This window comes from Saccharomonospora sp. NB11 (assembly GCF_015910535.1).
Taxonomy (GTDB): Bacteria; Actinomycetota; Actinomycetes; order Mycobacteriales; family Pseudonocardiaceae; genus Saccharomonospora.
Window position 1 is genome coordinate 217741 of the sequence record NZ_JACBJG010000006.1, and the last position, 26733, is coordinate 244473.

The following is a 26733-nucleotide window of genomic DNA, read 5'->3' on the forward strand; positions in this document are numbered from 1 at the left end:
GGTCGCCGGGCGCCCGGGCCACCCGCCCCGCGCTGGTCGTAGGCTCGAAGGGTGCTTGTACTCGCCATCGACACCGCCACGCCTGCCGTCACGGCCGGTGTCGTCGAACTGGAAGGGCAGTCGGCCACGCTGCTCGCCGAGCGCGTCACCCACGACGCCCGGGCTCACGGCGAACTCCTCACCCCGCACGTCCTGGAGGCCGTCGCTGCGGCGGAGACGACTCTGCGTGATCTTTCTGCCGTCGTGGTCGGCGTCGGACCCGGTCCGTTCACCGGGCTGAGGGCGGGCATCGTCACGGCAGCGGCGTTCGGGGACAGCCTCGGCGTTCCCGCGTACCCGGTGTGCAGCCTCGACGCCATCGCCGCGGACGCGGCGCGCGATGCCGACGCGCCGTTCCTCGTGGTCACCGACGCCCGACGGCGCGAGGTGTACTGGGCGGCCTACGACGCTGACGGCTCCCGCACCCGTGGCCCGGAGGTGTCGAAGCCCGCGGACTTGGACGACGACGTTCGCCGGGTCGAGCACGTCTCGCCCAGCCCGGTCGGGTTGGTGCGGGCGGCGGCCGCGGCGGTGACGTCGGGTGCCGAGCCGGACCCGCTCACGCCGCTCTACCTGCGCCGACCCGACGCCACGCTGCCGGGCGCGCGGAAGCGGGTGACGACGCCGTGAGGTTGGAACCGCTGCGCCGGTCCCACATCCGCGCGTGCGTGGAGATCGAACGCATGCTGTTCGCGGGCGACGGACCGTGGAGCGCGCACGCCTTCCACGCCGAGCTCGACGCCGGCGGCTACTACCTGGCGGCGTTGGACGACGACGACCGGCTCGTGGGCTACGGGGGACTGGCCGTGGTCGGCAGGCCCGGCGACTGGGAGACGGGGCTGCACACCATCGCCGTCCACCCCGATCACCAGGGTGCCGGAGTGGGGACGGCGCTGTTGCGTGCTCTCCTGGCGCGCGCCGACGAGTTGAGTGCGGCGGTGTTCCTGGAGGTGCGCACGGACAACGACGTCGCCATCACGTTGTACGAGCGACACGGGTTCGAGCGCGTCGGGGTGCGGCGGCGGTACTACCAGCCGTCGGGGGCCGACGCGTACACGATGGTGCGGCCGGCCCGCCGCACGCAGGAGGTGGCTGGCTGATGCCCAGGATCGTGATGGGCGTGGAGAGCTCGTGCGACGAGACGGGCGTCGGGTTGGTGCGGTTGCACGACGACGGCACCGTCGAGTTGCTCGCCGACGAGGTCGCCAGCAGCGTGGACCAGCACGCCCGCTTCGGCGGTGTGGTGCCCGAGGTCGCGAGCCGCGCTCACCTGGAGGCGATGGTTCCCACGGTGCGCCGGGCGTTCGCCACGTCGGGTCTCAAGATGTCCGATGTGGACGCCATTGCCGTGACGGCGGGTCCGGGGCTGGCCGGTGCGCTCCTGGTGGGTGTGTCGGCGGCGAAGGCCTACGCCGCCGCGTTGGACGTCCCGCTGTACGGCGTGAACCACCTCGCCGGACACATCGCGGTCGACACGCTCCAGCACGGCCCGCTGCCCACGCCGTCGTTGGCGCTGTTGGTCTCCGGCGGGCACACCCAGCTACTGCGGGTCGACGACATCGCGGGCAAGATCACCGAGATCGGCTCGACGGTGGACGACGCGGCGGGCGAGGCCTACGACAAGGTCGCCCGTGTGCTCGACCTCCCGTACCCGGGCGGCCCGCCCATCGACAAGGCGGCACGCGACGGTGATCCGACGGCCATCGCCTTCCCCCGGGGGATGACCGGTCCGCGCGACCCGGCGTTCGACTTCTCGTTCTCCGGTCTGAAGACCGCGGTGGCCCGGTGGGTCGAGACGGCGGAAGCCCGTGGCGAGGACGTCCCGGTGGCCGACGTCGCCGCGTCGTTCCAGGAGGCGGTCGCCGACGTGCTCACGGCGAAGGCGGTGCGCGCGGCCACCGAGTCGGGCATCGGCACGCTCGTCATCTCGGGTGGGGTGGCCGCGAACTCCCGGCTCGGGGCACTGGCGGCCGAACGATGCGCGGAGGCCGGCATCGAACTGCGCGTGCCGAGGCCGCGGTTGTGCACGGACAACGGCGCGATGATCGCCGCGCTTGGTGCGCACCTCGTGGCGGCCGGGGTCGCGCCGAGTCCGCTCGACCTGTCGGCGAACCCGGCGCTGCCGGTCAGCACGGTCTGTCTGTGACCGGTCCCGGGCTCAACGGGGGCTGACCTCGGTCAGTCCGGGGTGTCGGTCGGCGACGACGAACGACGCGCGGGTGCGCGCGGGCGCTCCCGGGCGCGTGACGTGATCGACGACCCGGAAGTCGGCGCGTAGCTCGTGGCGTGTGAGGCGCGTCCGCACGTACCCGCGTTGGGTGCTGCGGAACTTGATGTGCGGGTTGCGCTGCAGGTCGGGGTGGTCGGCAGGGTCGGAGTCGGCGCCGTCGCCGCCCGAGGTGACGGAGCTGGTGACCAGCTCGGTGCCGATGACGGGGCTGTCGGGGTCGGAGTAGTCGGCCTTGAGTTCGTTGGCCCAGTGCGTGTGGACGTCGCCGGTGAGCACCACGGGATTGCGCACGCCCGCGGCCACCCAGCCCCTGCTGACGCGGTCCTGCGAGCCCTGGTAGCCGTCCCAGGCTTCCATGCTCATCGCGCCCTCGTCGTTGACCTTGCGTGCGAAGAAGACCTGTTGCCCGAGGACGTCCCAGCGGGCGCGGGAGCGCCGGAACTGCCCGAGCAGCCAGCGTTCCTGGTCGTCGCCGGTGAGTGTGCGGGTCGGGTCGGCGGCGTCCTCGCACACCTTCCATCCGTCGCCGCAGGCCTGGTCGTCGCGGTACTGGCGGGTGTCGAGCATGTGAAAGTTCGCCAACGAGCCCCACGCCACGGTGCGGTAGAGCCGGATCCGGGAGCCGGTCGGCTTGTTCCGGCGACGCAGCGGCATGTTCTCGTAGTAGGCCCGGAATGCGTTGGCCCGGCGCGCCGCGAAGTTCGGTTGGGGATGCTCCGGCACGTAGCCCGCCCAGTTGTTGTCGACCTCGTGGTCGTCGGGCACGACGAGCCAGGGTGCGACGGCGTGGGCGGCCCGCAGGTCGGGGTCGGTGCGGTACTGGGCGTATCGCTGTCGGTACTGGGCGAGGGTCTCGGTCTCGGGACCTCGGTGGTCACGCACGACGCCGTCGGGCGAGACGTGGGCGCCGGGGCCGTACTCGTAGATGTAGTCGCCGAGGTGGAGCACCAGGTCGGGTTCGTCCTCCGCGAGGCGGCGGTAGGCGGTGAAGTACCCGTGCTCGTACTGCGCGCAGGAGGCGAACGCCATCATCAGGCCCGTTCCCAGCACGCCGGGCGCGGGGGCGGTGCGGGTGCGCCCGGTCGGGGAGAGGAACCGTCCACACCGGAATCTGTAGAAGTACTCCCTGCCGGGTTCCAGCCCCGCGACCTCGGCGTGGACCGCGTACCCGGCCTCGGGCCCGGTGGTCTCGTGGCCACGCCGTACGACGTGGCGGAACCGTTCGTCGTGCGCGATCTCCCACTGCACGGTGACGGCGCGCCGGCCCAGGCCACCGAGTCCGTCGTCGGCGAGCGGCGTCGGGGCGAGGCGCGTCCACAGGACCACGCTGTGCTGGTCGGGTTCGCCGGACGCCACTCCGAGGGTGAACACGTCGCCACGGAGGGGCGCGCCCGCACCGCGGGTCCCGGCGGCGCGGGCGGTGGGATGCGAACCGAGGACGCTCGCGGTGGTGATCGCGGTGAGGGCTGCTCCGCCGAGGAGCACCTGGCGGCGGCTCGGCCTGGACGTCGTCGACTTTCCTCCGGTGGAAGCGGACATGGTGGTCTCCCCACGAAGTTCGGCTGTCGGACCTTCTCCAGCCTGGCGTCGTCGGGTGGCCGTTCCGGTCCCGGAAGCGTCACCGGAAGGTGAAACTCCGGTGTGCGTGAGGTGGATCGCAGTGCCGACGAGCGCCGTGCTCGTGGCTCACCGTCCAGGCGGGCGCGTCGTCGGCAGCGCGCTGACCAGGCAGGAGTACGTCACCTCACCCTGGTTGCGCGGCTAGCACTCCGATGGCTAGAGTGCTAATTGCACGGCACCGCACACGCCCCGGCACCCGCGACGGCGGGGGTGGTAGGAGCCGTACCCAACTAGGTACCTGCCAACGCTTTGGAAGACCCGTGGAGGTCACACCGGTGAGCGTGAACATCAAGCCGCTCGAGGACAAGATCGTTGTCCAGACGAGCGAGGCCGAGGAGACGACGGCTTCCGGGCTCGTCATCCCCGACACCGCCAAGGAGAAGCCCCAGGAGGGCAAGGTTCTGGCCGTGGGCCCGGGCCGCGTCGACGACAAGGGCAACCGCATCCCCGTGGATGTCAAGGAAGGTGACGTCGTCATCTACTCCAAGTACGGCGGCACCGAGGTCAAGTACAACGGCGAGGAGTACTTGATCCTGTCCGCCCGCGACGTGCTGGCCGTCATCAACTGACGACCGCCTTGCGTCGAAACGCCCCGGGCCCCGCTCATGCCGGGGTACCGGGGCGTTTCGTGTCTCTAGAGAGGTTTTTCCATGCCTAAGCAGATCAACTTCGACGAGGACGCTCGTCGGGCGCTCGAACGCGGGGTGAACAAGCTCGCCGACGCCGTGAAGGTGACGCTCGGCCCGCGCGGTCGGCACGTCGTGCTCGACAAGAAGTTCGGCGGCCCGACCATCACCCTCGACGGCGTGACCGTGGCTCGCGAGATCGAGCTCGACGACCCGTTCGAGAACCTCGGCGCCCAGCTCGCGAAGAACGTCGCCACCAAGACCAACGACGTGGTCGGCGACGGCACCACGACGTCGACCGTGCTGGCGCAGGCGCTGGTGCGTGTCGGCCTGCGCAACGTGGCGGCCGGTGCGAACCCCACGGCGCTGGGCCGGGGCATCGAGGCCGCCGCGGACAAGGTCGTCGAGCTGCTGAAGTCCAAGGCCACCCCGGTCAAGGGCCGCGACAACATCGCCCAGGTCGGCACGGTCACCTCGCGTGACTCCGCGATCGGCGCGCTGCTCGGCGAGGCCGTCGAGCGGGTCGGCGAGGACGGCGTCATCACGGTGGAGGAGTCGTCGACGCTCGCGACCGAGCTCGACATCACCGAGGGCGTGCAGTTCGACAAGGGCTACCTGTCGGCCCACTTCGCCACCAACCCGGAGGAGCAGCGCGCGATCCTCGAGGACGCGTTCGTGCTGCTCCACCGCGAGAAGATCTCGGCGCTGGCCGACCTGCTTCCGCTGCTGGAGAAGGTCGCCGAGGCCAAGCGTCCGCTGCTGATCATCGCGGAGGACGTCGACGGCGAGGCGCTGTCCACGCTGGTGGTCAACTCGGTGCGCAAGACCATCAGTGCCGTGGCGGTCAAGGCGCCGTTCTTCGGCGACCGTCGCAAGGCGTTCCTCGACGACCTCGCGGTCGTCACGGGCGCTCAGGTGATCTCCAGCGAGGTCGGCCTGAAGCTGTCCGAGGTCGGGCTCGAGGTCCTGGGCAAGGCCCGTCGCGTCGAGGTCACCAAGGACACCACGACGATCGTGGACGGTGCGGGCACGAAGGACGACATCCAGGCCCGGATCGCCCAGATCCGCAAGGAGATCGAGACCACCGACTCCGACTGGGACCGTGAGAAGCTCCAGGAGCGGCTCGCCAAGCTCGGCGGCGGGGTCGCGGTCATCAAGGTGGGCGCTGCCACGGAGACCGAGCTGAGCGAGCGCAAGCACCGCATTGAGGACGCGGTCGCCTCCACCAAGGCCGCGGTCGAGGAGGGCATCGTCCCCGGCGGTGGTTCGGCTCTGGCGCACATCGCCAAGGAGCTCGACGACCTCGGCCTGAGCGGCGACGAGTCGCTCGGCGTCAAGATCGTGCGTGAGGCTCTCACGGCTCCGCTCTTCTGGATCGCCACCAACGCGGGCCACGAGGGCGCCGTGATCGTGTCGAAGGTGCAGGAGCAGAAGTGGGGCGAGGGCCTCAACGCTGCCACGGGTGAGCTGACCGACCTGCTCGCCGCGGGCATCATCGACCCGGTCAAGGTCACCCGCTCGGCGGTGGCCAACGCGGCGTCGATCGCCCGTCTCGTGCTCACCACCGAGAGCTCGGTGGTGGACAAGCCCGAGGACAGCGGCGACGACACCGGTCACGGTCACGCGCACTGACGGCCGACCGATCAACAAGGCGAACGGGGCGACACTCGACGTGAGTGCCGCCCCGTTCGTCGTTTCCGCCCGGATCACTCGCCCAGCTCTCCGGACGGGCTTTCGTCGCGGGTGGGGAAGGTCCCGCGAGAACGGGTCACCGCGCGGTCAGCGTCAGTGACCGCTTCTGTGACCGGATGATGGCGTCTCGTTCGGACTCGGACAGTCCACCCCAGATGCCGTACGGTTCGTGCACGGCGAGTGCGTGCTCCCGGCACAGCTGGAGTACCGGGCAGGTGTGGCAAATGGCCTTCGCCCGGGCCTCCCGTCGTGCGCGTGCCGGCCCCCGCTCCCCATCGGGGTGGAAGAACGAGCCGCTGTCCATCCCCCGGCAAGCTCCCTCCAGTTGCCAGTCCCAAACATCGGCGTTCGGGCCAGGGAGTCTGCGCGTGTCTGCCATTTTCGTGACCGCCTCCGATATCCGGCACCACGCGGCCGGATTGTGCAGTTGTCGTAGTGTGACTACTCCATTTGGTGCAACGGCCGTAACGCTAGAAGCCCATCCGGCGAATGTTCAAGGCCTGTCAGTGGAATCAGCCGATAGGCGTGTCCGTCTACAGTGATCGGTGACACGGCGCCCAAAAATGGCGCAATCGTTTCACTCGCGTGAGTTTCACCAGGTGATCCAGTTGTATTTCGAGGGTGAATAAGGCCCTACCCGCTGTGCCGTCGTGCACTCGTCCGGGTCACGATGAGGGCATGCCGATCGTCGAAAAAGTGCTGCGAGTCGCCGCGTTCGGTGGAAGCCGAGCCGCGACTCAGAGGGGCCAGGCTCCGGATGGAGGTGGTGCCGGCTCGTCGTCCGCGTCGGCTGTGCAGGAGGCACAGCGGTGCCAGTGGCTGGAGGCCGTGGTGCACGGTGCGTGTGGGCGGTACGCCGCGGCGACGACGTTGCTGGAACCGTTGAGCCGTCGTGGTGGGGCGGTGGCCTCCCTGGCGGCGTCCGCCCTGGCGTCGCATCGGCGACAGCTCGGCGGGCACGCCGCGGCGCTGCGGCTCGACGGTCTCGCCCTGCGCAGGGCGATCGAGGCCGGTGAGGCGCGTGAGCTGCACTCGACGTCCCCGGGGTGGGAGTCGGAGGACCCCGATGGTCTGGATGTTCCGGGGGCGCTCGCCGACGCCCTGATCGGGCTGGCGGCGGATCACCTCGGGTTGGGTCGTTTCGCCGAGTCGGCGGTGTTGCTGAAGAGGGCGGCCGGGGTGGTGGCCGTCAGTGGCTCCTGGCGCACCGAGACCCGCCTCGGTTGGGTGCGAGCCGAGCTCGCCCTCGCCTCGGGGCGGCCTGCCGACAGCATTTCGCCCGCGGAACGCGCTCTGGAGGTCTCGGAACGCCACGGGGCGGACCGTCACGCCGCCAAGTCGGCCATGGTGCTCGGGGCCGCGTTGGCGGCGCGCCGGGAAACCGGGGACGAGGATCGGGCGCGGCGTCTCGTGAAATCCGCATTGTCGTCGGCGGAACAAAACGGATGGCGATCACTGACGTGGCCCGCTCGCGCACTTCTTGCCGATCTCGAAACTGATCACGAGCTGACAGTTTGGAATCGCTCCAGAACTACTGACGAGTTGAACGAGTTGCTGGAGTCCACCGATCCGGTGGGACGTCGCTTGGCTCGCGACTCGCCATGGGTGCCGATCTAGGCCGTTTCCTGGGCGAGAGGGGCCATGCCGACATCCGGGCGAAGAATCTCCCAAAAAAAGCCACCGGATCGTGTCAAGGTGACACCTAAAGCGTCCGATAGGGGAAGAGGAATGTCACCCGGCTGCAGGAAGGAACCCCTGTGACGACGGTCTTGATCTGCGACGACCGACGCAGTGTCCGTGAAGGGCTCACGCGCGTGATGTCCGCTGTTCCCGGCGTCAGTCGCATCGACTGTGTAGCGCACGGTGACGAGTTGCTCGCCCGGTACTCCCGCCAGCCCGTCGACGTCGTGCTGGTGGGCACGCAGCGTGCCGTGCCGACCGGTGTCGAGGCCACGCGTCGGTTGGTCTCTGCCAACCCGCAGGCGAACGTCATCGTGTTCGGTGCCCCCGACGACGCCGGCAGCATCGCCGCCGCCATCGCCGGTGGTGCTCGCGGCTACCTGCGGTGGGACGCCTCGCGCCCCGAGCTCGTCGCCGCGCTCGCGCACACGCTCGCCAGCACGTCCGTGCCCGCGCCCCGTCAGCCCTCCGACCCCGGTGTCCAGCTCACTGAGCGTGAACTGCAGGTGCTGCGAGGGATGAGCCAGGGCAAGAGCAATGGACAGATCGGTCGTGAGCTCTACCTGTCCGAAGACACCGTGAAGACCCACGCTCGTCGGCTGTTCCGCAAGCTCGGCGTGCGCGACCGGGCCCAGGCCGTGGCCCACGGCTTCCGACGCGGTCTCGTCTCCTGAATGGGTCTGTGTCGCCAACTCCGCAGTGTCCCTGATCCCCCCGAACACGCCACGCCGGCACGCCGGTGTGGCGTGTCACGTTGTAGGGCGACGAACTGTCGCCGGAAAGCTGACGATCGTCGACATGGTCCGCTCTGAGGTAGTGTCCGTCGTCGCAGGTGGCGTGGCGGAGTCGGCCCGGAAGCGACCGTCGGCGATATCGAGCGGTACCGGCAGGTACGGTAGGTGTCATCGGCGTGGTGGCGACGGTTTCGACAGCCGCACGCCGTTGTTTATGCACGCCTAGACGTAACACCGGGACTGTTGTCTGCGATGGCCAACGTGGGGGATGGGCTGGACGAGTCGGTCGCCGCCGCTGTGGAGGGAGATCCTCAGGCGGTCGAGCGGCTGCTGGCCGCTATCCGTCCCCTCGTGGTGCGGTACTGCCGCGCCCGAGTTGGCAGGCAGGAGCGCACGTTCGCTTCGGCAGACGACGTCGCCCAGGAGGTGTGTCTCGCGGTGCTCACGGCATTGCCTTCGTACCGTGATCAAGGCCGCCCCTTTCTGGCGTTCGTCTACGGGATCGCCCAGCACAAGGTCGCCGACGCGCATCGCGCCGCGTCCCGCAACCGCGCCGAGCCGGTCGCCGAGGTCCCTGACGAGGTCGAGGGCGACGTCGGCCCCGAGCAACGCGCTCTCCAGGGCGAGCTGAACGAACGGATGTCGCAGTTGTTGCAGGTTCTGCCGGACAAACAACGCGAGATCGTGGTGTTGCGGGTCGTCGTCGGGCTGTCCGCGGAGGAGACCGCGGACGCCGTCGGGTCGACGCCCGGGGCGGTCAGGGTCGCCCAGCATCGCGCCCTCGCGCGGCTACGCAAGGCGCTGGCCGCTGAGGAGGTGGTCTGATGACGGAACGCGACGGTGTCGACGGCGACAACCACGAAGGCAACAACCACCGGTTCGGGATCGACGGCCGCGACGAGGCCACGACGTCCAGGGACTCCCACGACTCCGGAGAGGTGTCGGACCTCGCCGACGGGTCGGATACGACGAGTAGGTCCGACGAGGCAGTGACGCGGGACGACGCCGACGTCGAGCGGAGTGACGTCGAGCTCACCGATCTCTCCTCGATCCAGGCCGACGACGCGTTGCTCGACGTTCTCGGTGGCGCAGACTCCCGGGTCGCCGACGGACTCGGCGACCACGAACTGAGCGCGCTGCTGCTCGCCTGGCGGCGGGACGTGGACAGCGAGGCGCTGCCCGAGCTGGTCGACACGGAGACGGCCGTCACGACGGTGCGCACCGCCGCCGTCGCGCACAGCGCCCGTGGGCGCGGGCGCAGGCGCATGCTCGTTCCCGTGGCCGCCGCCGCGGCGGTGTTGGCGATCGGTTTCACCGGGACCGCTCTCGCCGCGCGGGACGCCCAGCCCGGCGACACGCTGTGGGGCCTCAGCAAGGTGCTCTACGCCGACCACGCGCGGTCGGTGGAGGCCGCGGCGTCCGTGCGCATCGATCTGGAGGCCGCGCACCTGGCCATTGCGCAGCAGCGGTACGAGGACGCGCGGGCGGCGCTCGACGAGGCCGAGGAGGCGCTCGAAGGCGTCACCGGCGAGGACGAGCTGGCCAAGCTGCGTGCCCGGCACACCGAGCTGATGGCCCAGCTCGACGAGCCCGACAACGCGCCCGAGGCTCCGACGAGTTCGTCGTCGCACGTGACGTCGAGCACGGAGAAGTCGAACCCCTCGACGCCGTCGGGCACGTCGCCGGAGTCGTCGGAACACAGTGTCCCGCCCGAGCTGGACGAGACCTCGTCGATCCCGACGACCGAACCGCCGTCGTCCACGGAGCCGACCACGCCGCCGACCAGCACCGAGGACAGCCCCAGCGAGGACGAGTCGGGTGGCCGCTCGGACACGTCGGCCTCTCGCGAGAGCTGGAGCCTCACCGGCTGAGCGCCCGACCGGCGCGCTCGAAGACCCCCCGACACGACGAACGCCCTCCGCGAGGGAGGGCGTCGGTCGCGTTGTGCCGTCAGTGAGCGCTCTCGGTGGCGGTGATCCCGTCGGCGAACCCGCGGCAGTAGTCCCAGGTGACGTACAGGGCGGGGTTCGGGTCGAACGCCGGTTCGTGGGGCCGCATGTGCCCGTCCGAGAGCAGCTGTTCGAGACTCGCCCGGAGCAGATGCCAGTCGTGGTAGTGAGGCTGCTCGCACTCGCCGCAGTCCACCACGATGCCCCGCACTCCACGTGGCTCCAGCAGTGCCTGGTAGACCGTGAGGTCCGACAGGTCCGCGAGGAGCTCGGAGCGTTCTTCCGGGCTCATCGGTTCGGCAGCGGGTTCGTCCAGCGCCGCGAACTCCCTGGCTGGGTCGTTCGGGTCGTCGGCGAACGGATCCGGAGGCAACACTTCGTGTGGCACGATCCTGCACGGTACCGGGCCGTCCCCGGGTTGCGTCCAGATACCATCGATAAAAGGGTCCGCGGGTTTCGTGGACGGTTCATCCTGCCGAGGAAGGTCAGCTCCACCCATGACGAATGACACCGTGCCCTCAGGTCTGTCCTCCGTGTCGGAGGATGCCGGTGGGGTTCCGGACAAGTTCGCGATGCTGGGCCTGACGTTCGACGACGTTCTGCTGCTTCCCGCCGAGTCGGACGTGATTCCCAGCGGCGTGGACACGAGCACCAACCTGACGCGCAACGTCCGGCTGAACATCCCCGTGGTGTCCGCGGCGATGGACACGGTGACCGAGGCGCGCATGGCCATCGCCATGGCGCGGCAGGGTGGTCTGGGTGTGCTGCAGCGGAACCTGCCGATCGACGAACAGGCTCAGGCCGTCGAGGTCGTCAAGCGGTCCGAGGCCGGCATGGTCACCGACCCGGTCACGTGCTCGCCGGACGACACGCTCGCCGAGGTGGACGCGTTGTGCGCCCGGTTCCGCATCTCCGGTGTGCCGGTGACGGACGCGTCGGGCACGCTCGTCGGAATCATCACGAACCGCGACATGCGGTTCGAGGTCGACTACAGCAAGCCCGTGCGCGACGTGATGACGAAGGCGCCGCTCGTGACGGCCCAGGTGGGCGTCACGGCCGACGCGGCGCTCGGCCTGCTGCGGCGCCACAAGATCGAGAAGCTGCCGATCGTCGACGGTGACGGCAAGCTGCGCGGGCTCATCACGGTCAAGGACTTCGTGAAGACGGAGCAGTACCCGAACGCCACGAAGGACCCCGACGGCCGATTGGTCGTGGGTGCGGCCGTGGGCGTGGGTGCCGACGGGTTCCAGCGCGCCATGGCGCTGGCCGACGCGGGTGTCGACGTGCTCATGGTCGACACGGCGCACGGACACTCCCGCGGGGTCCTGGACACGGTGGCCCGGTTGAAGAAGGAGCTGGGCGACAAGGTCGACGTCGTCGGCGGCAACGTCGCCACCCGTGCGGGTGCGCAGGCGCTCGTCGACGCGGGCGCGGACGCGGTGAAGGTCGGCGTCGGACCCGGCTCCATCTGCACGACGCGGGTCGTCGCGGGCGTCGGCGTCCCGCAGATCACCGCGATCTACGAGGCCGACAAGGCGTGCCGGCCCGCCGGCATCCCCGTGATCGGCGACGGCGGCATCCAGTACTCCGGTGACATCGCCAAGGCCATCGCGGCCGGTGCGTCGTCGGTGATGCTCGGCAGCCTCCTCGCGGGCACCGCCGAGGCTCCCGGTGAGCTGGTCTTCGTCAACGGCAAGCAGTACAAGATCTACCGAGGCATGGGTTCGCTCGGGGCCATGCAGTCGCGGGGCGGCGGTCGTTCCTACTCGAAGGACCGTTACGCGCAGGACGACGTGCTGTCCGAGGACAAGCTCGTGCCGGAGGGCATCGAGGGGCGGACGCCGTTCCGTGGCCCGCTCGCGGGCGTGGTGCACCAGCTCGTGGGCGGACTGCGTTCGGGGATGGGCTACGCCGGGGCCGCGACGATCGCGGAGCTGCAGCGCGCCCAGCTCGTCCGCATCACGTCGGCCGGGCTCAAGGAAAGCCACCCCCACGACATCACGATGACGGTGGAGTCGCCGAACTACACCTCGCGGTAGTTCGCACCCCCGCCTCACACGCCGCCTCGCGGTCGAAGAACAGAAGGGATTTCACGTGCGGGATCTGGTCGAAATCGGCATGGGCCGGACAGCCCGGCGGTCGTACGACTTCGACGACATCGACATCGTGCCGTCGCGGCGCACGCGGTCGTCGAAGGTCGTCTCCACCGCCTGGCAGATCGACGCGTACCGATTCGACCTGCCGCTGGTGACCCACCCCACCGACGCCGTGGTCTCCCCGGAGACCGCCGTGTCGGTGGGCAAGCTCGGCGGGCTGGGTGTGCTCAACGCGGAGGGCGTGTGGGCCCGGCACGCCGACGCGGACAAGGCGCTCGGCCGGGTCGTGGACGCCGCTCGTCGGGGTGCCGACTGGGCCGAGCTGGGTGCGTTGCTCCAGGAGCTGCACTCGGCGCCGATCCAGGAGGGGCTGCTCACCGAGGCGATCCGCACGGTGCGCGACTCCGGGGTGACGGTGGCGGCCCGGGTCAGTCCGCAGCACGCGGCCGAGCTGACGCCCGTCCTGCTCAGCGCGGGTGTCGAGGTCCTGGTGGTGCAGGGCACGATCGTGTCGGCCGAGCACGTGGCACGCGACGGCGACCCGCTCAACCTCAAGGAGTTCATCTCGAACCTCGACGTGCCGGTGATCGCGGGCGGCGTCAGCGACTACCGGACGGCGATGCACCTGATGCGCACGGGCGCGGCGGGAGTGATCGTCGGACACGGCCACACCCCGGGTGTCACCAGCACCGACCGGGTGCTGGGCATCGGTGTGCCGATGGCCACGGCGGTGATCGACGCGGCGGCAGCGCGCCGTGACTACCTCGACGAGACCGGTGGCCGGTACGTGCACGTCCTGGCCGACGGCGGCATCACGTGCAGCGGCGACATCGCGAAGGCCGTGGCCTGCGGTGCCGACGCCGTGATGCTCGGTGCTCCGCTCGCGGCCACCCGGGAGGCGCCGGGCAAGGGGCTGTACTGGACCGCTGCGGCGGCACACCCGTCGTTGCCGCGGTCGCGCGTGGCCGAGGGCCCGAGCCGTGACGTCGACCTCGAAACGCTGCTGCGGGGGCCGTCGTCGGACCCGGAGGGCGTGGTGAACCTCTTCGGCGCGCTGCGTCGGGCACTGGCGAAGACGGGCTACTCCGATCTGAAGGAGTTCCAGAAGGTCGGGCTCGCGGTTCGAGCCTGATCGATCCCGCGTAACCAGCCGGTAACTTACCTCTGGTCAGGAACCGGTTGCGCGGTCTACGCTCTGCCTGTGACTGGGCGTAACACTCACGGTGTGGACCGCGCCGTCGACTACGACGTCGTGGTCGTCGGATCGGGCTTCGGCGGCAGCGTGGCCGCACTGAGACTGACGGAGAAGGGCTACCGCGTCGCGGTGGTGGAGGCCGGGCGCCGGTTCGCCGACGACGAGTTCGCGTCGACATCGTGGGATCTGCGGCGGTACCTGTGGGCGCCGAGCGTCGGATGCTTCGGCATCCAGCGCGTTCACCTGCTCAAGGACGTCATGGTGTTGGCCGGCGCGGGCGTCGGCGGTGGTTCGCTGGTCTACGCCAACACGCTGTACCGGCCGCTGCGGCCCTTCTACACCGACCGGCAGTGGGCCCACATCACCGACTGGGAGTCGGAACTCGCGCCGCACTTCGACCAGGCCAGCCGCATGCTGGGCGTGGTCACCAACCCCACGGTGACCCCGGCCGACGAGATCATGAAGAAGGTGGCGGCCGACATGGGCGTGGCCGACACCTATCACCCGACGCCCGTCGCCGTGTACTTCGGTGAACCGGGCAAGCGCGTGGCCGACCCGTACTTCGGCGGCGTGGGACCGGACCGGGTCGGTTGCACCGAGTGCGGTTCGTGCATGACGGGCTGCCGGGTCGGCGCCAAGAACACGCTCGTGAAGAACTACCTCTACCTGGCCGAGCAGCGGGGCGCGAAGGTCATCCCGCTGACCACGGTGACGGCGGTGCGGCCCCGGGGCGACGGCACGTTCGAGGTGGACCTCCGCAAGACGGGCACCGTGTCGCGACGGTTCCGGCACACACTGACCGCGGGGCACGTGGTGCTCGCGGCGGGCACGTGGGGCACGCAGCGACTGTTGCACGACATGCGCGACAAGGGTGTGCTGCCGCGGCTGTCGCGTCGGCTCGGGGAGCTGACGCGCACCAACTCCGAAGCCATCATCGGTGCGGGCCGGACCACCGTGGACCCGAACCGGGACTTCACCCGCGGCGTGGCCATCACGTCGTCGTTCCATCCGGACCCGAACACCCACATCGAGCCCGTGCGCTACGGCAAGGGCAGCAACGCCATGAGCCTGCTGCAGACGGTCGCTACCGACGGCTCCTCGGAGGTCCCCCGGTGGCGGCAGGTGCTGCGGTTCGTGCGCAAGCATCCGCTGCAGACGGCGAAGCTGTTCAACGCCTACCGGTGGAGCGAGCGCACGGTGATCCTGCTGGTGATGCAGAGTCTCGACAACTCCATCACCACCTACACGAAGAAGACCTGGTTCGGGCGTCGCAAGTACACGTCACGGCAGGGCCACGGGGCGCCGAACCCGACGTTCATCCCCGCGGGCTACGAGGCGAACCAGCGCACCGCCGAGCACATCGACGGGGTCGCGGGCGGCACCTGGGGCGAGGTCTTCGACATCCCGTTGACCGCGCACTTCATCGGAGGCACGCCCATCGGTACCGACCCCGACAGCGGTGTGATCGACCCGTACCACCGGGTGTTCAACTACCCGAACCTGCACGTCGTCGACGGCACGGCGATCACGGCCAACCTGGGGGTCAACCCGTCGCTGACCATCGCCGCGCAGGCCGAACGCGCGTTCTCGCTGTGGCCGAACAAGGGTGAGGCGGACCCGAGGCCCGAGCAGGGGCAGCCGTACCGGCGTGTCGACCCGGTGCCGCCGAAGTCGCCCGCCGTGCCCGCGCATGCCCCCGCCGCGTTGCGGTTGTCGGCGCGGAGCGGCGACTGAGCCGACGAGTCAGGGGCCGCCGACGGCGAGTTCCGTGACGACTGCTCGTCGGAGTGCGCGGGCGGTGTCGCGGACGTCGTCGGGGTGGTGTCGGGGCACGTCGCCGACGACGATCCGGTCGGCTGTCGTGCGTTCCGCGAGGTCCTGAGCGAGCCGGAGGTCGCGGGTGAAGACGCCGACGGCCCTGGGTGCGGGACCGGCCGGGTGCAGCGCCGTGGTGAGTGCGGCGTCGGCCGTGTCCGCGACCGACAGCGTGACGACGGGGCCGGGAGGGTGCCGCTCGGGAAGGCCGTCCACTGCGAGACCGGTCACCACCGTGGGACGGACGACGGCGCCCGACCGATCGCCCCCGAGCAGGACCCTGCCTCCGCGGGACCGCGCCTCGGCGACCCAGGCCAACGACCGGCGGGCGGCGTCCTCGTCGGGCAACGCGCCGACCGTGACGGCCGTGTCGTAGGGGTCGCCCACGACGTGGGAGGACAGTGCCTCGGTGAGCGCCGACTCCACGCGGTCGGCCAGCGGCGCGGGCACCACGACGTGTCGGACGGGCAGGTGGATGCGACCTTCCCAGTCGACCACCGACGCGGCCACGGTCGCCGCCGCACCCTCGACGTCCGGCCAGTCGGGCAGCACGGTGACGTGTGAGTGGCCTGCGGGTGTGGGCAGCGGGCACAGCCGGGAGTCGGCGGCCAGCAGGTCGGGCGTCCGAGTGGGCAGGACCGAGAACGACTCCGTCGGTGCGCCCGTCTCGGCCAGCGAGTCGGCGAGCACCTCCGCGAGCGCGAGCGTGGACAGCGAGGCCTGCGGTGGGGGAGCGAGCACCACGGGCGCGCCCACGGCGAGGGCGGCGCCGACCACGCGCGACGCGCTCGCCAGCGCTCGGGACGGCGGGACGAGGCCGAGTGCGATTCCGCGTGGCACCTGCCGGAGGACCCGCACGGTCGGCCGGGTGGGCGGGGTGAGCGGCTCCGCGAGGTGGGTCTCGGACCGCGTTTCGCCCGCGAAATGCGCCGCGTGCCGCAACGTCGCGACCGCGAGAGCCACCTCGGTGGCCGCGTGGGCCAGTGGCGTGGCGGCCTCGGCGGTGCGCAGTTCGGCGAACTCGTCGGCGCGGGCCTCGACAGCCGCGGCGAGCCGGTCGAGGAGGAGGGCGCGGGTGTGCGGGGGTGTCGACCGCGTTCTGCCCGCGAAACGCGTCGCGCCGGCCACCGCCCGCTCCACCTGCGCGGGGCTCGGCAGGCACACGGTGGCGACCTCGGTGCCGTCGTAGGGGTGGTGGACGGAGGCGGTGTCCTCGGCCTGTTCGGGGCGTCCGTCGACCCACGTCTCACGGGGGCTCGGGGTGACCGCGTCCATCGGCTCCATGCGCGTGACCGTAACCGCCACCTGGGCGAATCGCTCGGCGGTGGGCCTGCGACGATGGGGGCAGACTTTTCGTCTCGAAGGCCGACTGGTGAGGAGTTCGACAGTGTCAGATGGCCCCGTGCTCGTGGTGGACTACGGCGCGCAGTACGCGCAGCTCATCGCCCGGCGGGTCCGCGAGGCCCAGGTGTACGCGGAGGTCGTGCCGCACACGACCCCGGTCGACGAGCTCCTCGAACGCAACCCGTCCGCCATCATCCTCTCGGGCGGTCCCGCGAGCGTGTACGCGGAGGACGCCCCGGGCGTCGACCCGGCGCTGTTCGACGCGGGAGTTCCCGTGTTCGGCATCTGCTACGGCTTCCAGGCGATGGCGAAGGCCTTGGGCGGCACGGTCGAGCACACCGGCACCCGTGAGTTCGGCCGCACCGAGCTCGGCGTCACCGGCGGCACGTTGCACGAGGCACTGCCCGCCCGGCACCCGGTGTGGATGAGCCACGGCGACTGCGTCACGAAGGCCCCCGAGGGCTTCGCCGTGACGGCGGGCAGCGAGGGCGCGCCGGTGGCGGGCTTCGAGGACCCCGAGCGCAAGCTGGCGGGCGTGCAGTACCACCCCGAGGTGGCGCACTCGCCCCACGGCCAGGAGGTGCTGCGGCGGTTCCTGCACGAGATCGCCGGGGTTCGCCCGAGGTGGACGACGTCCTCGATCGTCGACGACCAGGTGGAGCGCATCCGGGCTCAGGTGGGTGACGGGCACGCGATCTGCGGACTTTCGGGTGGCGTGGACTCCGCGGTGGCCGCCGCGCTGGTCCAGCGTGCGATCGGCGACCGGTTGACGTGTGTGTTCGTCGACCACGGGTTGTTGCGCGCGGGGGAGCGCGCGCAGGTCGAACGGGACTTCGTCGCGGCCACGGGCGTCAAGCTCGTCACGGTGGACGCGGCCGACCGGTTCCTCACCGCGCTGGAGGGGGTCACGGACCCCGAGCAGAAGCGCAAGATCATCGGTCGGGAGTTCATCCGCGTCTTCGAGCAGGCGGCGCGTGAGGTGAACGCGAAGGAGGACGTCCAGTTCCTCGTCCAGGGCACGCTGTACCCGGACGTGGTGGAGTCCGGCGGCGGTGCGGGCACATCCAACATCAAGAGCCACCACAACGTGGGCGGGCTGCCCGACGACCTGCAGTTCACGCTGGTGGAGCCGCTGCGGCTGCTGTTCAAGGACGAGGTTCGCAGGGTCGGTCTCGAACTGGGGCTCCCCGAGACGATCGTGCACCGGCAGCCGTTCCCCGGCCCCGGTCTGGGCATCCGCATCATCGGCGCGGTGACCGCCGACCGGTTGGAGACGCTGCGGGCGGCGGACGCCATCGCCCGCGAGGAACTCACGGCGGCCGGGCTGGACTCCGACATCTGGCAGTGCCCGGTGGTGCTGCTCGCCGACGTGCGCAGCGTCGGGGTGCAGGGAGATGGCCGCACATACGGTCATCCCGTGGTGTTGCGCCCGGTTTCGAGCGAAGACGCCATGACCGCCGACTGGGCTCGGCTACCCTACGACGTGCTCGAGCGCATCTCCACCCGGATCACCAACGAGGTGGCCGAGGTGAACCGTGTGGTGCTGGACGTGACCAGCAAGCCGCCGGGGACGATCGAGTGGGAGTGAACGACGCGGGCCCCGGGGGTGGATAGCGGTGTGGATCGTGGGCGTGGTGCTGCTGGTCGTCGCGGTGGGCGCGTTCTTCTACATGAAGCACACGCGCGACGAACTGCACGCGATGATCGGCACCGAGACACTGTCGATCCCTGAGCTGGAGCGGTACCGGAGCGCCTCCGACGAGGTCGGGGGCACCGGGTCGTTCCGTAAGACGGCCGAGGTCGTGGGTGCGGCACATCCCCGGCCCGAGGGCCCGTTGACGGCGGAGCTGTCGAAGACCGAGTGCGTCTGGTACCGGTACCGCATCGACCGGCACTACGAGGTGATCGAGTACCGGGACGGCAAGCGGCATCGGCGCAAGCGCACCGAACGCGTCGCCGAGCACACCTCCCACCAGGGGTACGCCGTCATCGACAACGAGGGGCGCACCATCGGCGTCGACCCGAACGGCACGAACCCCGACGGTGTCGAGCAGACGGTGTCGCGGTTCGAGCCGCACCACGACGACCGTGGTGGCGTCGACCTGTTCGGTATCCGGCTGCCTGCGTTGTTCGGCCGCAGCGACAGCACCATCGGCTACGACTACAAGGAATGGGTCATCCGCCCTGGTCAGCGGCTGTACATCCTCGGTGAGGTCCACGACCGCATCGGCCCGCTCGTGATCGGCAAGCCGGCCGACAAGGGCCACTTCATCATCTCCACGCGCACCGAGGAGGAGCTGCGCGCGAGCCGGGTGCAGCGGCACAAGCTCCTGGCCGCCGGGACGATCGCGAGCTGTGTGCTCGGCGTCGGGTTCCTCGTGAGTGCCCTGTTCGTCTGACGGGCGGACCCGTCGCGCCGGGCCCTCAGCGCTTGTGCCGGCGCCTCAGCGTTGCGACTTGCGGGGTCGCATCGAGGCCACCAGCATCAACACCCCCACGAGCGCGGCCCCGCCGCCCAGGACCCAGCGCAGGTCCAGGTTCGGGAACCACGTGTGTGCGTCCGAGAGGACGTAGAGCGAGACGAACAGGGTGACGACTCCTGCCAGCAGGGTGACGGGGTCGGTGCTGCGCGAGGCGGGAGTGCGCTCATCGGCGGGGTCAGCCACGGATTACCTCCACGGGTCCGGCCCCGGCCTCGGCGGTCAGGGTGATGTGCGGTCCACCTTCGCCGTCGACACCGTAGTCGTGGCCGCGCAGCGCCGGCGGGTTGAGCCCGGTCTGACTCCGGCCGAGGCAGTCGAGGGTGCCGACCCGGGCGGAGCAGGTGTACCAGACGTCGGCGTCCGCGGGGACCTGCACCGTGACGGGGCCCGCACCGGTGCGGACGGTCGTGGTGACCCGGTCGTCGCCCGACAGTTCCCTGAGGTCGAGGTGCACGTTGCCTGCGGTCCTCGCGTAGACGGGGAGCACCTGCTCCGCCGAGGTGGGCCTGGCGACGAGATTGCCGAAGCCGCCCCGCAGGTGCTCGCTCGGGATCGTGGTGAGGACGAGTCCGGCCATCGCCAACGGCAGCGCCAGCCACACGAGTCCGCGGCTCCCCCCGAAGAACGCGCCCACCACCATGCCGAGACCGAGCACCCCGAGCATGAGCCCGACCACGTGTGCCGGGGTGAACCATGGCACGCCCTCGGCGGCCAGCGCCGCGCCCACCCCTCCGACCGCCAGGGCCAGGCCCGCGGCCGCGACGCCGATCCGGGACTTCCGGCGTTGCGGTGCGGGGGGCTCCGGCGGAGTCGTCGGGGTGGGCACGTCCGCGCCCGGCAGCCGCCAGCCGAGAGGATCCGCCCCCAACGGGTCCCAGGTCACGACTGCCTGCGACACGGGCGCTCCCCCGGCGCCCGTGGCCGCTGTCCCCATTGCCGCCGTGTCCGTCCGCACGCCCGTCGGCGCAGGCCGACGGTATTGCCCCCTGCTGCGGTGCAGCAGATAGAGGCTCCCCGCGACGAGCGCCAGACCGACGAACGTGCCGCCGTCCATCCAGGTGTGGTCGGCGAAGGTCCACAACGCCACCGGCAGCAGCACCACACACAGGACGATCACGGTGCTCTTCGCCATCGAGCTGTGCCCCTTGCCGAACAGGCTCTCCATCCCCGACACCGGGTCGTCGCCCTCGGCGAAGAGGAGGACGCCCAGCAGGTAGAGGGCGACGCCGATGCCTCCGAGCACGGTCAGCACGACGAACGCGACCCGCACGACGGTCGGGTCGATCCCGTACCGGTTGCCGATACCGGCAGCCACCCCCGCCACCTTGCGACCGTGGTGAGGTCGTCGAGGCCGGGAGACCCAGAAGTCCTTCACCGTGTCCTCGAATCCGTGGAGAGGTTTCGCCGAACCCGTCGTGTGGTCCATGTCGACAGCATGCGGGGAAAATCCGCTCGACACATCGGGGAACAACCCTGAACCTTCCCCGGGGGACGGCCCGTTGTCCGGGACAGGTTCAGGGGTTTCCCCGATGAACGGGCGGGGTGCGACGTGTGACGATGGACGGGTGGAGCAGCAGGTGACCGGCGATCGCGTGTCCACCGAGGGGGAGGACCGCACGGGCACCGGTGCGGCCACGACCGCGGAAGCGCGGGGGAACGAGGCCGCGTCCGGTTCGGGGGTGGACGCGGCCGTGGATCCGCCGGGTGGTCGGCACCCAGCATCGGCGGCGGACGGGGACATGCCGCCGAAGATGTATCGCCGCCGAGGTGGTCGGGCGCTCGCGGGGGTCGCGGGCGGTCTTGCCGACCATCTCGGCGTCAAGGTGCTGTGGGTGCGGGCCACGTTCGCGGTGCTCGCGGCGTTCGGTGGCATGGGGTTGCTCGCCTACGCGCTGCTGTGGATGTTCGTGCCGCAACAGCCGGGGGACGAGAAGAACCCGCCGGTGTCGGCCAAGGAACGACAGCAGACGTACGGCTTGGTCGCGTTGGGGCTCGGCCTCGCCGTGGTGGGCAGTGCCCTCACCGGTCTGTTCAGCGGTTGGGTCGGGGTGCCGTTGGCCGTCGCGCTGGTCGGTGCCGCCGTGGTGTGGCGGGAGGCCGACGAGTCCCAGCGCAGGCGGTGGCGGGACGGGGCCCGCACCGGGGTCGCGGGGGTGCTCGGTGGCGGCGGTGTCCGGCCTGCCGTGCGGGTGCTCGCGGGTGTGGCGCTCGTGGTGGCGGGCATCGGCGTCGTGGTCTTCCGGGGCGGCAGCCTCGACCAGGTTCAGTTCGCCCTGATCGCGGTGCTCGCGACCCTCGTCGGAGTCGCGGTGCTGACGGTGCCGTTCTGGCTGCGCCTCATCCGCGATCTCGGGGAGGAACGCCGCGCGAGGATCCGGACGGAGGAGCGCGCCGAGATCGCCGCCCACCTGCACGACTCGGTGTTGCAGACCCTCGCGCTGATCCAGAAGCAGGCCGACATGCCGCGTGAGGTGGCCCGGCTGGCCCGCAGCCAGGAGCGGCAACTCCGGCAGTGGCTGTACGGACCGTCGGGTTACGGCAGCTCCACGAACTCGGGGCGAACCCGGACCACGAACCTGTCGGAGGCGTTGGCCACCGCGTGCGGCGAGGTGGAGGACACGTTCGCGATCTCCGTGCAGCAGGTGGTGGTCGGCGGGGAGGTCGAGGTCGACGACCGGCTCGGGGCGTTGATCCAGGCAGCGCGCGAGGCGATCGTCAACGCGGCCAAGCACGCGGGCGTCGAGGAGGTCAGCGTGTACGCGGAGGTGGAGCACGACGCGGTGACGGTGTTCGTCCGCGATCGGGGGCGGGGCTTCGATCCCGAGGCCGTGGGGAAGGACCGGCATGGTCTTGCCGACTCCATCAAGGGCAGGATGGAACGCAACGGTGGCACGTGCCGGTTGCGGACCGCGCCGGGCGAGGGCACCGAGGTGCAGTTGGAGATGCCGCGCAGGTCCGCGGACAGGAGCGCTCAGGGGGCGACGTGACCACAGGCGAGCAGCAGAAGCGACCCGTCACCGTCTTTCTCGTCGACGACCACGCGTTGTTTCGCGCGGGGGCGCGGACGGAGTTGGAGTCGGTCAGCGACGAGGTCCGCGTGGTCGGCGAGGCCGGGTCGGTGGGGGAGGCCGTGGCCGCCATCCGCCGGGTGAGGCCGCAGGTGGTGCTGCTGGACGTCCACATGCCCGACGGTGGGGGCGCGGAGGTGCTGCGCCGGGTTCGGCCCGAGCTGCCGGACGTGGTCTTCCTCGCGTTGTCGGTGTCCGACGCCGCGGAGGACGTCATCGCCGTGATCCGGGCCGGCGCTCGCGGCTACGTCACCAAGACGATCTCGTCGCGCGAGTTGGTGCGGGCGGTGCTCAGGGTGGCCGACGGGGACGCCGTGTTCTCGCCCCGACTGGCGGGGTTCGTGCTCGACGCGTTCGCCGACCGCCCGGGCGCCGAACCGATCAACGACCCGGACCTCGACCTGTTGACGCCCCGCGAACGTGACGTGCTGCGCCTGCTCGCGCGTGGCTACGCCTACAAGGAGATCGCGTCCGAGCTGTTCATCTCGGTGAAGACGGTGGAGACGCACGTGTCGAGCGTCCTGCGCAAGACACAGTTGTCGAACCGCTACGAACTCTCCCGCTGGGCCTCCGACCGTCGGCTGGTCTGACTCCAGCGCGGGGCCACGACGGCCAGGGCCAGCGCGCCCAGGACGCCGAGCGCGGCCGACGCGATGCCGAGTGTCTGGCCGGGTGGGCTCCACTCCAGGGTGAGCGTGCCCGCCTGCACGCCCGCGGGCACGGTGACGGTGATCAGCCCGGCTTCGGTGGTCTCCACCGGGACTTCGACGCCGTCGACGTCCGCGCGGTAGCCGGGCCAGCCCAGCCGGGAGAAGACGAGCCGATGTTCTCGGGTCGGGTCGGCTGCGGCGAAGCGCACGGTCTCCGTGGTCGCGCCCGTCGTCGTGTGCGTGGTGGCGGCGGAGGTGACGTCCAGGCCGGCCGAGGCCCACGTCAGCGTCGAGTCCGGCCACGGCAGCGGTGACTCGCGTTCCAGGACCGTGACGACCTCGTCGCGTTCGCGGACCCGCCAGCCCGCCGGGCCGTCGACGGTGGCGGACGTGGGTACGAGAGCGTTCTGCACCACCACCGTGGTCACGCCGAGCAGGTCGGCCAGGGGAGCGCCGTCGTGGTCGGTGGGCCGCCACAGCGCGTCCCACGCCTCGGGGCAGATCGTGGACCCGGAGTTGTCGAGGCAGAAGGCGTCGACGAAGTCGAGGTAGCCGAGGCCGGTGTAGGAGACGAGCGAGTCGACTCCCGCGACGGAGTGCAGGTTGCCGAACAGGAAGTACCGCCACGCGCCGTCCGGGTGCAGGCCGAGGGTGCGTTCGGCCGTGCTCATGTCGGCGATCTGCATGACCGTGCCGGGATAGCGGTCGGCGAACCGGTCCTTCAGGTCGGTCACGGAGTGCGGGTAGTAGAGCTGGGAGACGTTGGTGTTCTTCGGCGCCAGACCGAGCTGGAGGGCGAGGACCGCGGCGGTGCCCGCGCACAGCAGCCCGGCGAGCCGGACCTTCGAGCGCCTGCCCCACCCGACGGCCGCGGTGACCAGGACCGCGAGCAGGACGCCGCCACCGACGTGCCAGGCCCACAGGTCGGGTTCCGCGGCCCAGGCCAGGTAGACGCCGAGCGCGACGATCGCCGCGCTCGCGGCCCCGCGGGCACGGGATCGGTCGGTGCGCAGCCCCGACGACAGCACCACGGCAAGGACGACGGCACAGCCGAGGAAGCAGTACTCCAGGTGTCGGATCGGCCAGCGGAACAACCACAGCTTCGACGGGCCGAGCGCCAGCACCGCGAACGTGCCCGCCACGACCAGCGGGGCGAGCAGCAGCCGCCAACGTTGCCGGACCACCGGCCAGTCCAGCCAGGGCAGGAGCGGCAGTGCGAACCAGGCGAAGTAGGCGGCGGGCACCGCCAGGCCCGTGCCGCCGAACACCCCGATGTAGGGCAGGTGGGTGGGCGTGCTGGAGGCCAGCAGGTCGGTCAGCCCCGGGACGAGGAAGCCGTCGTTGACCACGGTGGTGTCGCTGCGCCAGGTCACCGACGAGCTGCCGAGCAGCGGCAGGAACACCAGGGGGGTCAGCAGCGCGGCACACGTGCCCAGTCCGGCCACCACCGTGGTGCCCCGGGCGCGGCGGCGCACGGCGAACTCGACGAGCAGCCCGACGTACACCAGCGCGACACCGAGCACGCCGTACGGGTTGCCCGCCGTGACGGCCAGCGCGGAGACCGCGAACGCCCACAGCGGGTTCAGCCCGCCCCGGGCCGCGCGTCGCGTCGTCCACCAGACGTGCGGCACCCAGGCGAACGCGATGAGCCCGGACGCCCACGCGCTCGCGTCGAAGTACAGCACGAACCCGGCGAACGGCAGTGCGGTCGCCACCGCGGCGGCGGCGGAACGGGCGGCACCGTACTCCCGGCACAACAGGTATGTGCCGAGCGCGAGCAGCACGAGGAACTCGGTCTTGACGATCACGGCGGCCACCGCCAGGTCCGGCAACGCGGCCACCAGCAGGAAGTTGGCGACGTTGACCGGGTTGTAGACGCCGAACAACGCCTCGGCCGCGAGGTTGCCGCCCATCCAGGATCCGACGTCCAGCAGCGTCAGCCACTGCCCGTTGCCGACGAGCTCGCCCAACCGGTGCCACATCGGCAGGAACTGCTGGGCGCTGTCGTCCCAGAAGTAGAAGATCCGGTTGCCGATCAGGGGAAGCTGGGCCAGCACCGCCACCAGCACGCACACGCCGGTGGCTGTCCAGAATCCCGTGGCCCGCGACGGCGTGGGGCGGGGTTGCGGGTGGGTGACTCTCAGCTCGTCGGCAGGGATCGTGGTCGTCATGAGTGAACCTCCGGCTCGGCCCAACGCGGCTGGGCGCGGCGTTCGGTGAGGATGTACTGGGCCACCAGGAACGTCACGGGGATCGCCACCGCCGCCGCGAGCAGGGGCGCGATCCGGTCGTTCACGTCGAGCACGTCCACGAGCAGGTACAGGCCCACGGAACTGACGACGAAGTTCGTGGCGTTCGACAGCGGGAACAGCAGGAACGTCCGCAGGCTCGGGCGGATGCGGAACGTGAAGCGGCAGTTGAGGAAGTACGAGCCCACCATCGCCAGCACGAACGCCACCACGTGGGCGACGAGATACCCGAGGACGAGCCGCAGCAGCAGGTACAGGCCGACGTAGGTGGCCGTGTTCACCACGCCGACGGCGGCGAACCGGATCAGTCGTCCACGCACGGGGACTCCGGTGCGGCGACGGGACTGGTCTCCTTCACGAGGAAGTGCGGCCGATGTTTCGTCTCGTGGTAGATGCGCCCCAGGTACTCGCCGACGATGCCGACGAGCAACAACTGCATGCCGCCGAAGCCGATGATGCCGCACATGATCGTGACGTAGCCGGGTGCCGTGGTCCCGTTGAGCAGCGTCCCCAGCACGAGCCACAACGCGTAGCCGAACGCGGCGGCGGTGCACAGCGCGCCCAGGTAGACGGCGAGCCGCAGCGGCCGGTGGTTGAACGACAGGATGCCGTCGATGCCGTAGTTGAGCAGCGAGCGCAGCGACCACTTGCTGTCACCGTTCGCGCGGGTGACGTTCTCGTAGTCGACGACGGCGGTGTCGAACCCGATCCACGAGAACAGGCCCTTGGAGAACCGGTTGCGTTCCTGCAGCGACAGCAGCGCGTCCACCGCGCGCCTGCTCAGCAGGCGGAAGTCGCCCACGCCGTCGGTCAGTTCCACGTCGACGAGCCGGTTCATCACGCGGTAGTACGCCCGCGAGGCGGCTGTCCGGAGCCTGGCCTCGCCGGTGCGGGTCCGGCGGGCGACGACCTGGTCGTAGCCCTTGTCGAGGAGGGCGACCATGTCACCCAGCAGTTCCGGGGGATGCTGGAGGTCGGCGTCGAGGATGGCGACCAGGTCGCCGGTCGCGTGCTGGAGGCCGGCGAGCATGGCGGCTTCCTTGCCGAAGTTGCGACTGAGCGAGACGTACGTGAAGCGCGAGTCGTAGCGGGCCATCGCGCGCAGCAGGTCGAGCGTGCCGTCGCTGCTGCCGTCGTCGACGAGGACCACCTCGAAGTCCTCCGTGAGCGGAGGCAACACGTGGAGCAGGGTCGCCCGAAGGGCGGGAAGGCAGGACTCCTCGTTGTAGCACGGGACGACGACGGAGAGACGCATTGTCCGCT

The 26733-nt window shown here is 70.7% G+C and carries 25 protein-coding genes; 16 read left to right on the forward strand and 9 right to left on the reverse strand.

All coding sequences use genetic code 11. The features are described 5' to 3' along the window. Window positions 1–51 precede the first annotated feature (51 nt). Genes tsaB through tsaD form a run of 3 tightly spaced genes read left to right on the forward strand, consistent with a single transcriptional unit; the run spans window position 52 to window position 2185 of the window. Window positions 52–669: a tRNA (adenosine(37)-N6)-threonylcarbamoyltransferase complex dimerization subunit type 1 TsaB gene (tsaB, locus tag JAV51_RS11560; RefSeq protein ID WP_197320693.1), complete on the forward strand. Its 618-nt coding sequence runs from the start codon at window positions 52–54 to the stop codon at window positions 667–669. Beyond that, window positions 666–1139 carry a ribosomal protein S18-alanine N-acetyltransferase gene (gene rimI, locus JAV51_RS11565; RefSeq protein ID WP_197320694.1) on the forward strand — a complete coding sequence of 158 codons (474 nt, stop codon included), beginning with the start codon at window positions 666–668 and terminating at the stop codon, window positions 1137–1139. The genes tsaB and rimI overlap by 4 nt, the downstream gene beginning before the upstream one ends. Continuing rightward, window positions 1139–2185 (forward strand): tRNA (adenosine(37)-N6)-threonylcarbamoyltransferase complex transferase subunit TsaD, encoded by a 1047-nt coding sequence (gene tsaD / locus JAV51_RS11570; RefSeq protein WP_197320695.1) that lies wholly within the window; start codon window positions 1139–1141, stop codon window positions 2183–2185. Before rimI ends, tsaD begins: the two co-directional genes overlap by 1 nt. Window positions 2186–2197: 12 nt before the next feature. Here tsaD and JAV51_RS11575 read toward each other — a convergent pair whose 3' ends face one another. Beyond that, window positions 2198–3808, reverse strand: a complete 1611-nt coding sequence (locus tag JAV51_RS11575) for an alkaline phosphatase (RefSeq protein ID WP_197320696.1) — start codon at window positions 3806–3808, stop codon at window positions 2198–2200. A 356-nt stretch (window positions 3809–4164) separates the two neighbouring features. On the opposite strand from JAV51_RS11575, the gene groES reads away from it, so the two are divergent. After that, window positions 4165–4458 (forward strand): co-chaperone GroES, encoded by a 294-nt coding sequence (groES, locus tag JAV51_RS11580; protein ID WP_005443379.1) that lies wholly within the window; start codon window positions 4165–4167, stop codon window positions 4456–4458. 81 nt (window positions 4459–4539) lie between these two features. Continuing rightward, window positions 4540–6147 carry a chaperonin GroEL gene (gene groL / locus JAV51_RS11585; protein WP_197320697.1) on the forward strand — a complete coding sequence of 536 codons (1608 nt, stop codon included), beginning with the start codon at window positions 4540–4542 and terminating at the stop codon, window positions 6145–6147. A gap of 136 nt (window positions 6148–6283) precedes the next feature. Here the strand turns inward: groL and JAV51_RS11590 are convergent, their stop codons facing one another. Further along, window positions 6284–6586, reverse strand: a complete 303-nt coding sequence (locus JAV51_RS11590) for a WhiB family transcriptional regulator (protein WP_005443384.1) — start codon at window positions 6584–6586, stop codon at window positions 6284–6286. A gap of 299 nt (window positions 6587–6885) precedes the next feature. Here JAV51_RS11590 and JAV51_RS11595 point away from each other — a divergent pair, with 299 nt between their 5' ends. From JAV51_RS11595 to JAV51_RS11610, 4 genes are all read left to right on the forward strand, one after another. Further along, a complete protein-coding gene (locus JAV51_RS11595) occupies window positions 6886–7824 on the forward strand; it encodes a hypothetical protein (RefSeq protein WP_197320698.1) in 939 nt (312 codons plus the stop codon). A 140-nt stretch (window positions 7825–7964) separates the two neighbouring features. Beyond that, a complete protein-coding gene (locus tag JAV51_RS11600; RefSeq protein WP_003073605.1) occupies window positions 7965–8561 on the forward strand; it encodes a response regulator transcription factor in 597 nt (198 codons plus the stop codon). 312 nt (window positions 8562–8873) lie between these two features. Further along, on the forward strand, window positions 8874–9446 hold the full coding sequence (locus JAV51_RS11605) for a sigma-70 family RNA polymerase sigma factor (protein ID WP_005443388.1): 573 nt from the start codon (window positions 8874–8876) through the stop codon (window positions 9444–9446). After that, a complete protein-coding gene (locus JAV51_RS11610) occupies window positions 9446–10492 on the forward strand; it encodes an anti-sigma-D factor RsdA (RefSeq protein ID WP_197320699.1) in 1047 nt (348 codons plus the stop codon). The genes JAV51_RS11605 and JAV51_RS11610 overlap by 1 nt, the downstream gene beginning before the upstream one ends. A 79-nt stretch (window positions 10493–10571) precedes the next feature. Here the strand turns inward: JAV51_RS11610 and JAV51_RS11615 are convergent, their stop codons facing one another. Next, the gene (locus tag JAV51_RS11615; RefSeq protein ID WP_197320700.1) at window positions 10572–10958 is read right to left on the reverse strand and encodes a DUF5319 domain-containing protein; all 387 of its coding nucleotides are present in this window, start codon (window positions 10956–10958) and stop codon (window positions 10572–10574) included. A 109-nt stretch (window positions 10959–11067) separates the two neighbouring features. On the opposite strand from JAV51_RS11615, the gene guaB reads away from it, so the two are divergent. The 3 genes from guaB (at window position 11068) to JAV51_RS11630 (ending at window position 15595) form a co-directional block, all read left to right on the forward strand. Next, window positions 11068–12609 (forward strand): IMP dehydrogenase, encoded by a 1542-nt coding sequence (gene guaB / locus JAV51_RS11620; RefSeq protein ID WP_197320701.1) that lies wholly within the window; start codon window positions 11068–11070, stop codon window positions 12607–12609. Between the two features lie 55 nt (window positions 12610–12664). After that, the gene (locus tag JAV51_RS11625) at window positions 12665–13798 is read left to right on the forward strand and encodes a GuaB3 family IMP dehydrogenase-related protein (protein WP_197320702.1); all 1134 of its coding nucleotides are present in this window, start codon (window positions 12665–12667) and stop codon (window positions 13796–13798) included. Between the two features lie 69 nt (window positions 13799–13867). Further along, the gene (locus JAV51_RS11630) at window positions 13868–15595 is read left to right on the forward strand and encodes a GMC family oxidoreductase (protein WP_197320703.1); all 1728 of its coding nucleotides are present in this window, start codon (window positions 13868–13870) and stop codon (window positions 15593–15595) included. A gap of 9 nt (window positions 15596–15604) precedes the next feature. Here the strand turns inward: JAV51_RS11630 and JAV51_RS11635 are convergent, their stop codons facing one another. Then, on the reverse strand, window positions 15605–16960 hold the full coding sequence (locus JAV51_RS11635; RefSeq protein ID WP_231641897.1) for an aldehyde dehydrogenase family protein: 1356 nt from the start codon (window positions 16958–16960) through the stop codon (window positions 15605–15607). Between the two features lie 103 nt (window positions 16961–17063). Here JAV51_RS11635 and guaA point away from each other — a divergent pair, with 103 nt between their 5' ends. Beyond that, a complete protein-coding gene (guaA, locus tag JAV51_RS11640; protein WP_197320705.1) occupies window positions 17064–18608 on the forward strand; it encodes a glutamine-hydrolyzing GMP synthase in 1545 nt (514 codons plus the stop codon). Between the two features lie 28 nt (window positions 18609–18636). Next, window positions 18637–19419 carry an E3 ubiquitin ligase family protein gene (locus tag JAV51_RS11645; RefSeq protein WP_197320706.1) on the forward strand — a complete coding sequence of 261 codons (783 nt, stop codon included), beginning with the start codon at window positions 18637–18639 and terminating at the stop codon, window positions 19417–19419. A 45-nt stretch (window positions 19420–19464) separates the two neighbouring features. On the opposite strand, the gene JAV51_RS11650 is transcribed toward JAV51_RS11645, so the two are convergent. Together JAV51_RS11650 and JAV51_RS11655 are read right to left on the reverse strand one after the other, a co-directional pair. Then, complete coding sequence (locus JAV51_RS11650; protein ID WP_197320707.1) at window positions 19465–19686, reverse strand: hypothetical protein; 222 nt, start codon at window positions 19684–19686, stop codon at window positions 19465–19467. Beyond that, window positions 19679–20929 carry a PspC domain-containing protein gene (locus tag JAV51_RS11655; protein WP_197320708.1) on the reverse strand — a complete coding sequence of 417 codons (1251 nt, stop codon included), beginning with the start codon at window positions 20927–20929 and terminating at the stop codon, window positions 19679–19681. Before JAV51_RS11655 ends, JAV51_RS11650 begins: the two co-directional genes overlap by 8 nt. Window positions 20930–21032: 103 nt before the next feature. Here JAV51_RS11655 and JAV51_RS11660 point away from each other — a divergent pair, with 103 nt between their 5' ends. Together JAV51_RS11660 and JAV51_RS11665 are read left to right on the forward strand one after the other, a co-directional pair. Next, window positions 21033–22490 carry an ATP-binding protein gene (locus JAV51_RS11660; RefSeq protein ID WP_197320709.1) on the forward strand — a complete coding sequence of 486 codons (1458 nt, stop codon included), beginning with the start codon at window positions 21033–21035 and terminating at the stop codon, window positions 22488–22490. Beyond that, window positions 22487–23161 carry a response regulator transcription factor gene (locus JAV51_RS11665; RefSeq protein ID WP_005443401.1) on the forward strand — a complete coding sequence of 225 codons (675 nt, stop codon included), beginning with the start codon at window positions 22487–22489 and terminating at the stop codon, window positions 23159–23161. The genes JAV51_RS11660 and JAV51_RS11665 overlap by 4 nt, the downstream gene beginning before the upstream one ends. Here JAV51_RS11665 and JAV51_RS11670 read toward each other — a convergent pair. Genes JAV51_RS11670 through JAV51_RS11680 form a run of 3 tightly spaced genes read right to left on the reverse strand, consistent with a single transcriptional unit; the run spans window position 23119 to window position 26725 of the window. Beyond that, on the reverse strand, window positions 23119–25392 hold the full coding sequence (locus JAV51_RS11670; protein WP_197320710.1) for a hypothetical protein: 2274 nt from the start codon (window positions 25390–25392) through the stop codon (window positions 23119–23121). The two genes, JAV51_RS11665 and JAV51_RS11670, sit on opposite strands and share 43 nt — an antisense overlap. Then, the gene (locus JAV51_RS11675) at window positions 25389–25790 is read right to left on the reverse strand and encodes a GtrA family protein (protein WP_197320711.1); all 402 of its coding nucleotides are present in this window, start codon (window positions 25788–25790) and stop codon (window positions 25389–25391) included. The genes JAV51_RS11670 and JAV51_RS11675 overlap by 4 nt, the downstream gene beginning before the upstream one ends. Beyond that, on the reverse strand, window positions 25775–26725 hold the full coding sequence (locus tag JAV51_RS11680; protein ID WP_197320712.1) for a glycosyltransferase family 2 protein: 951 nt from the start codon (window positions 26723–26725) through the stop codon (window positions 25775–25777). The genes JAV51_RS11675 and JAV51_RS11680 overlap by 16 nt, the downstream gene beginning before the upstream one ends. Between the last annotated feature and the right edge of the window lie 8 nt (window positions 26726–26733).

Coding starts and splice junctions, on each gene's coding strand:
- JAV51_RS11670 (WP_197320710.1), bottom strand. CDS start 25,392: ATGACGACCACGATCCCTGCCGACGAGCTGAGAGTCACCCACCCGCAA.
- JAV51_RS11655 (WP_197320708.1), bottom strand. CDS start 20,929: ATGGACCACACGACGGGTTCGGCGAAACCTCTCCACGGATTCGAGGAC.
- JAV51_RS11575 (WP_197320696.1), bottom strand. CDS start 3,808: ATGTCCGCTTCCACCGGAGGAAAGTCGACGACGTCCAGGCCGAGCCGC.
- JAV51_RS11590 (WP_005443384.1), bottom strand. CDS start 6,586: ATGGCAGACACGCGCAGACTCCCTGGCCCGAACGCCGATGTTTGGGAC.
- JAV51_RS11605 (WP_005443388.1), top strand. CDS start 8,874: ATGGCCAACGTGGGGGATGGGCTGGACGAGTCGGTCGCCGCCGCTGTG.
- guaB (WP_197320701.1), top strand. CDS start 11,068: ATGACGAATGACACCGTGCCCTCAGGTCTGTCCTCCGTGTCGGAGGAT.
- groL (WP_197320697.1), top strand. CDS start 4,540: ATGCCTAAGCAGATCAACTTCGACGAGGACGCTCGTCGGGCGCTCGAA.
- JAV51_RS11680 (WP_197320712.1), bottom strand. CDS start 26,725: ATGCGTCTCTCCGTCGTCGTCCCGTGCTACAACGAGGAGTCCTGCCTT.
- JAV51_RS11660 (WP_197320709.1), top strand. CDS start 21,033: ATGAACGGGCGGGGTGCGACGTGTGACGATGGACGGGTGGAGCAGCAG.
- JAV51_RS11595 (WP_197320698.1), top strand. CDS start 6,886: ATGCCGATCGTCGAAAAAGTGCTGCGAGTCGCCGCGTTCGGTGGAAGC.
- tsaD (WP_197320695.1), top strand. CDS start 1,139: ATGCCCAGGATCGTGATGGGCGTGGAGAGCTCGTGCGACGAGACGGGC.
- JAV51_RS11635 (WP_231641897.1), bottom strand. CDS start 16,960: ATGGAGCCGATGGACGCGGTCACCCCGAGCCCCCGTGAGACGTGGGTC.
- JAV51_RS11610 (WP_197320699.1), top strand. CDS start 9,446: ATGACGGAACGCGACGGTGTCGACGGCGACAACCACGAAGGCAACAAC.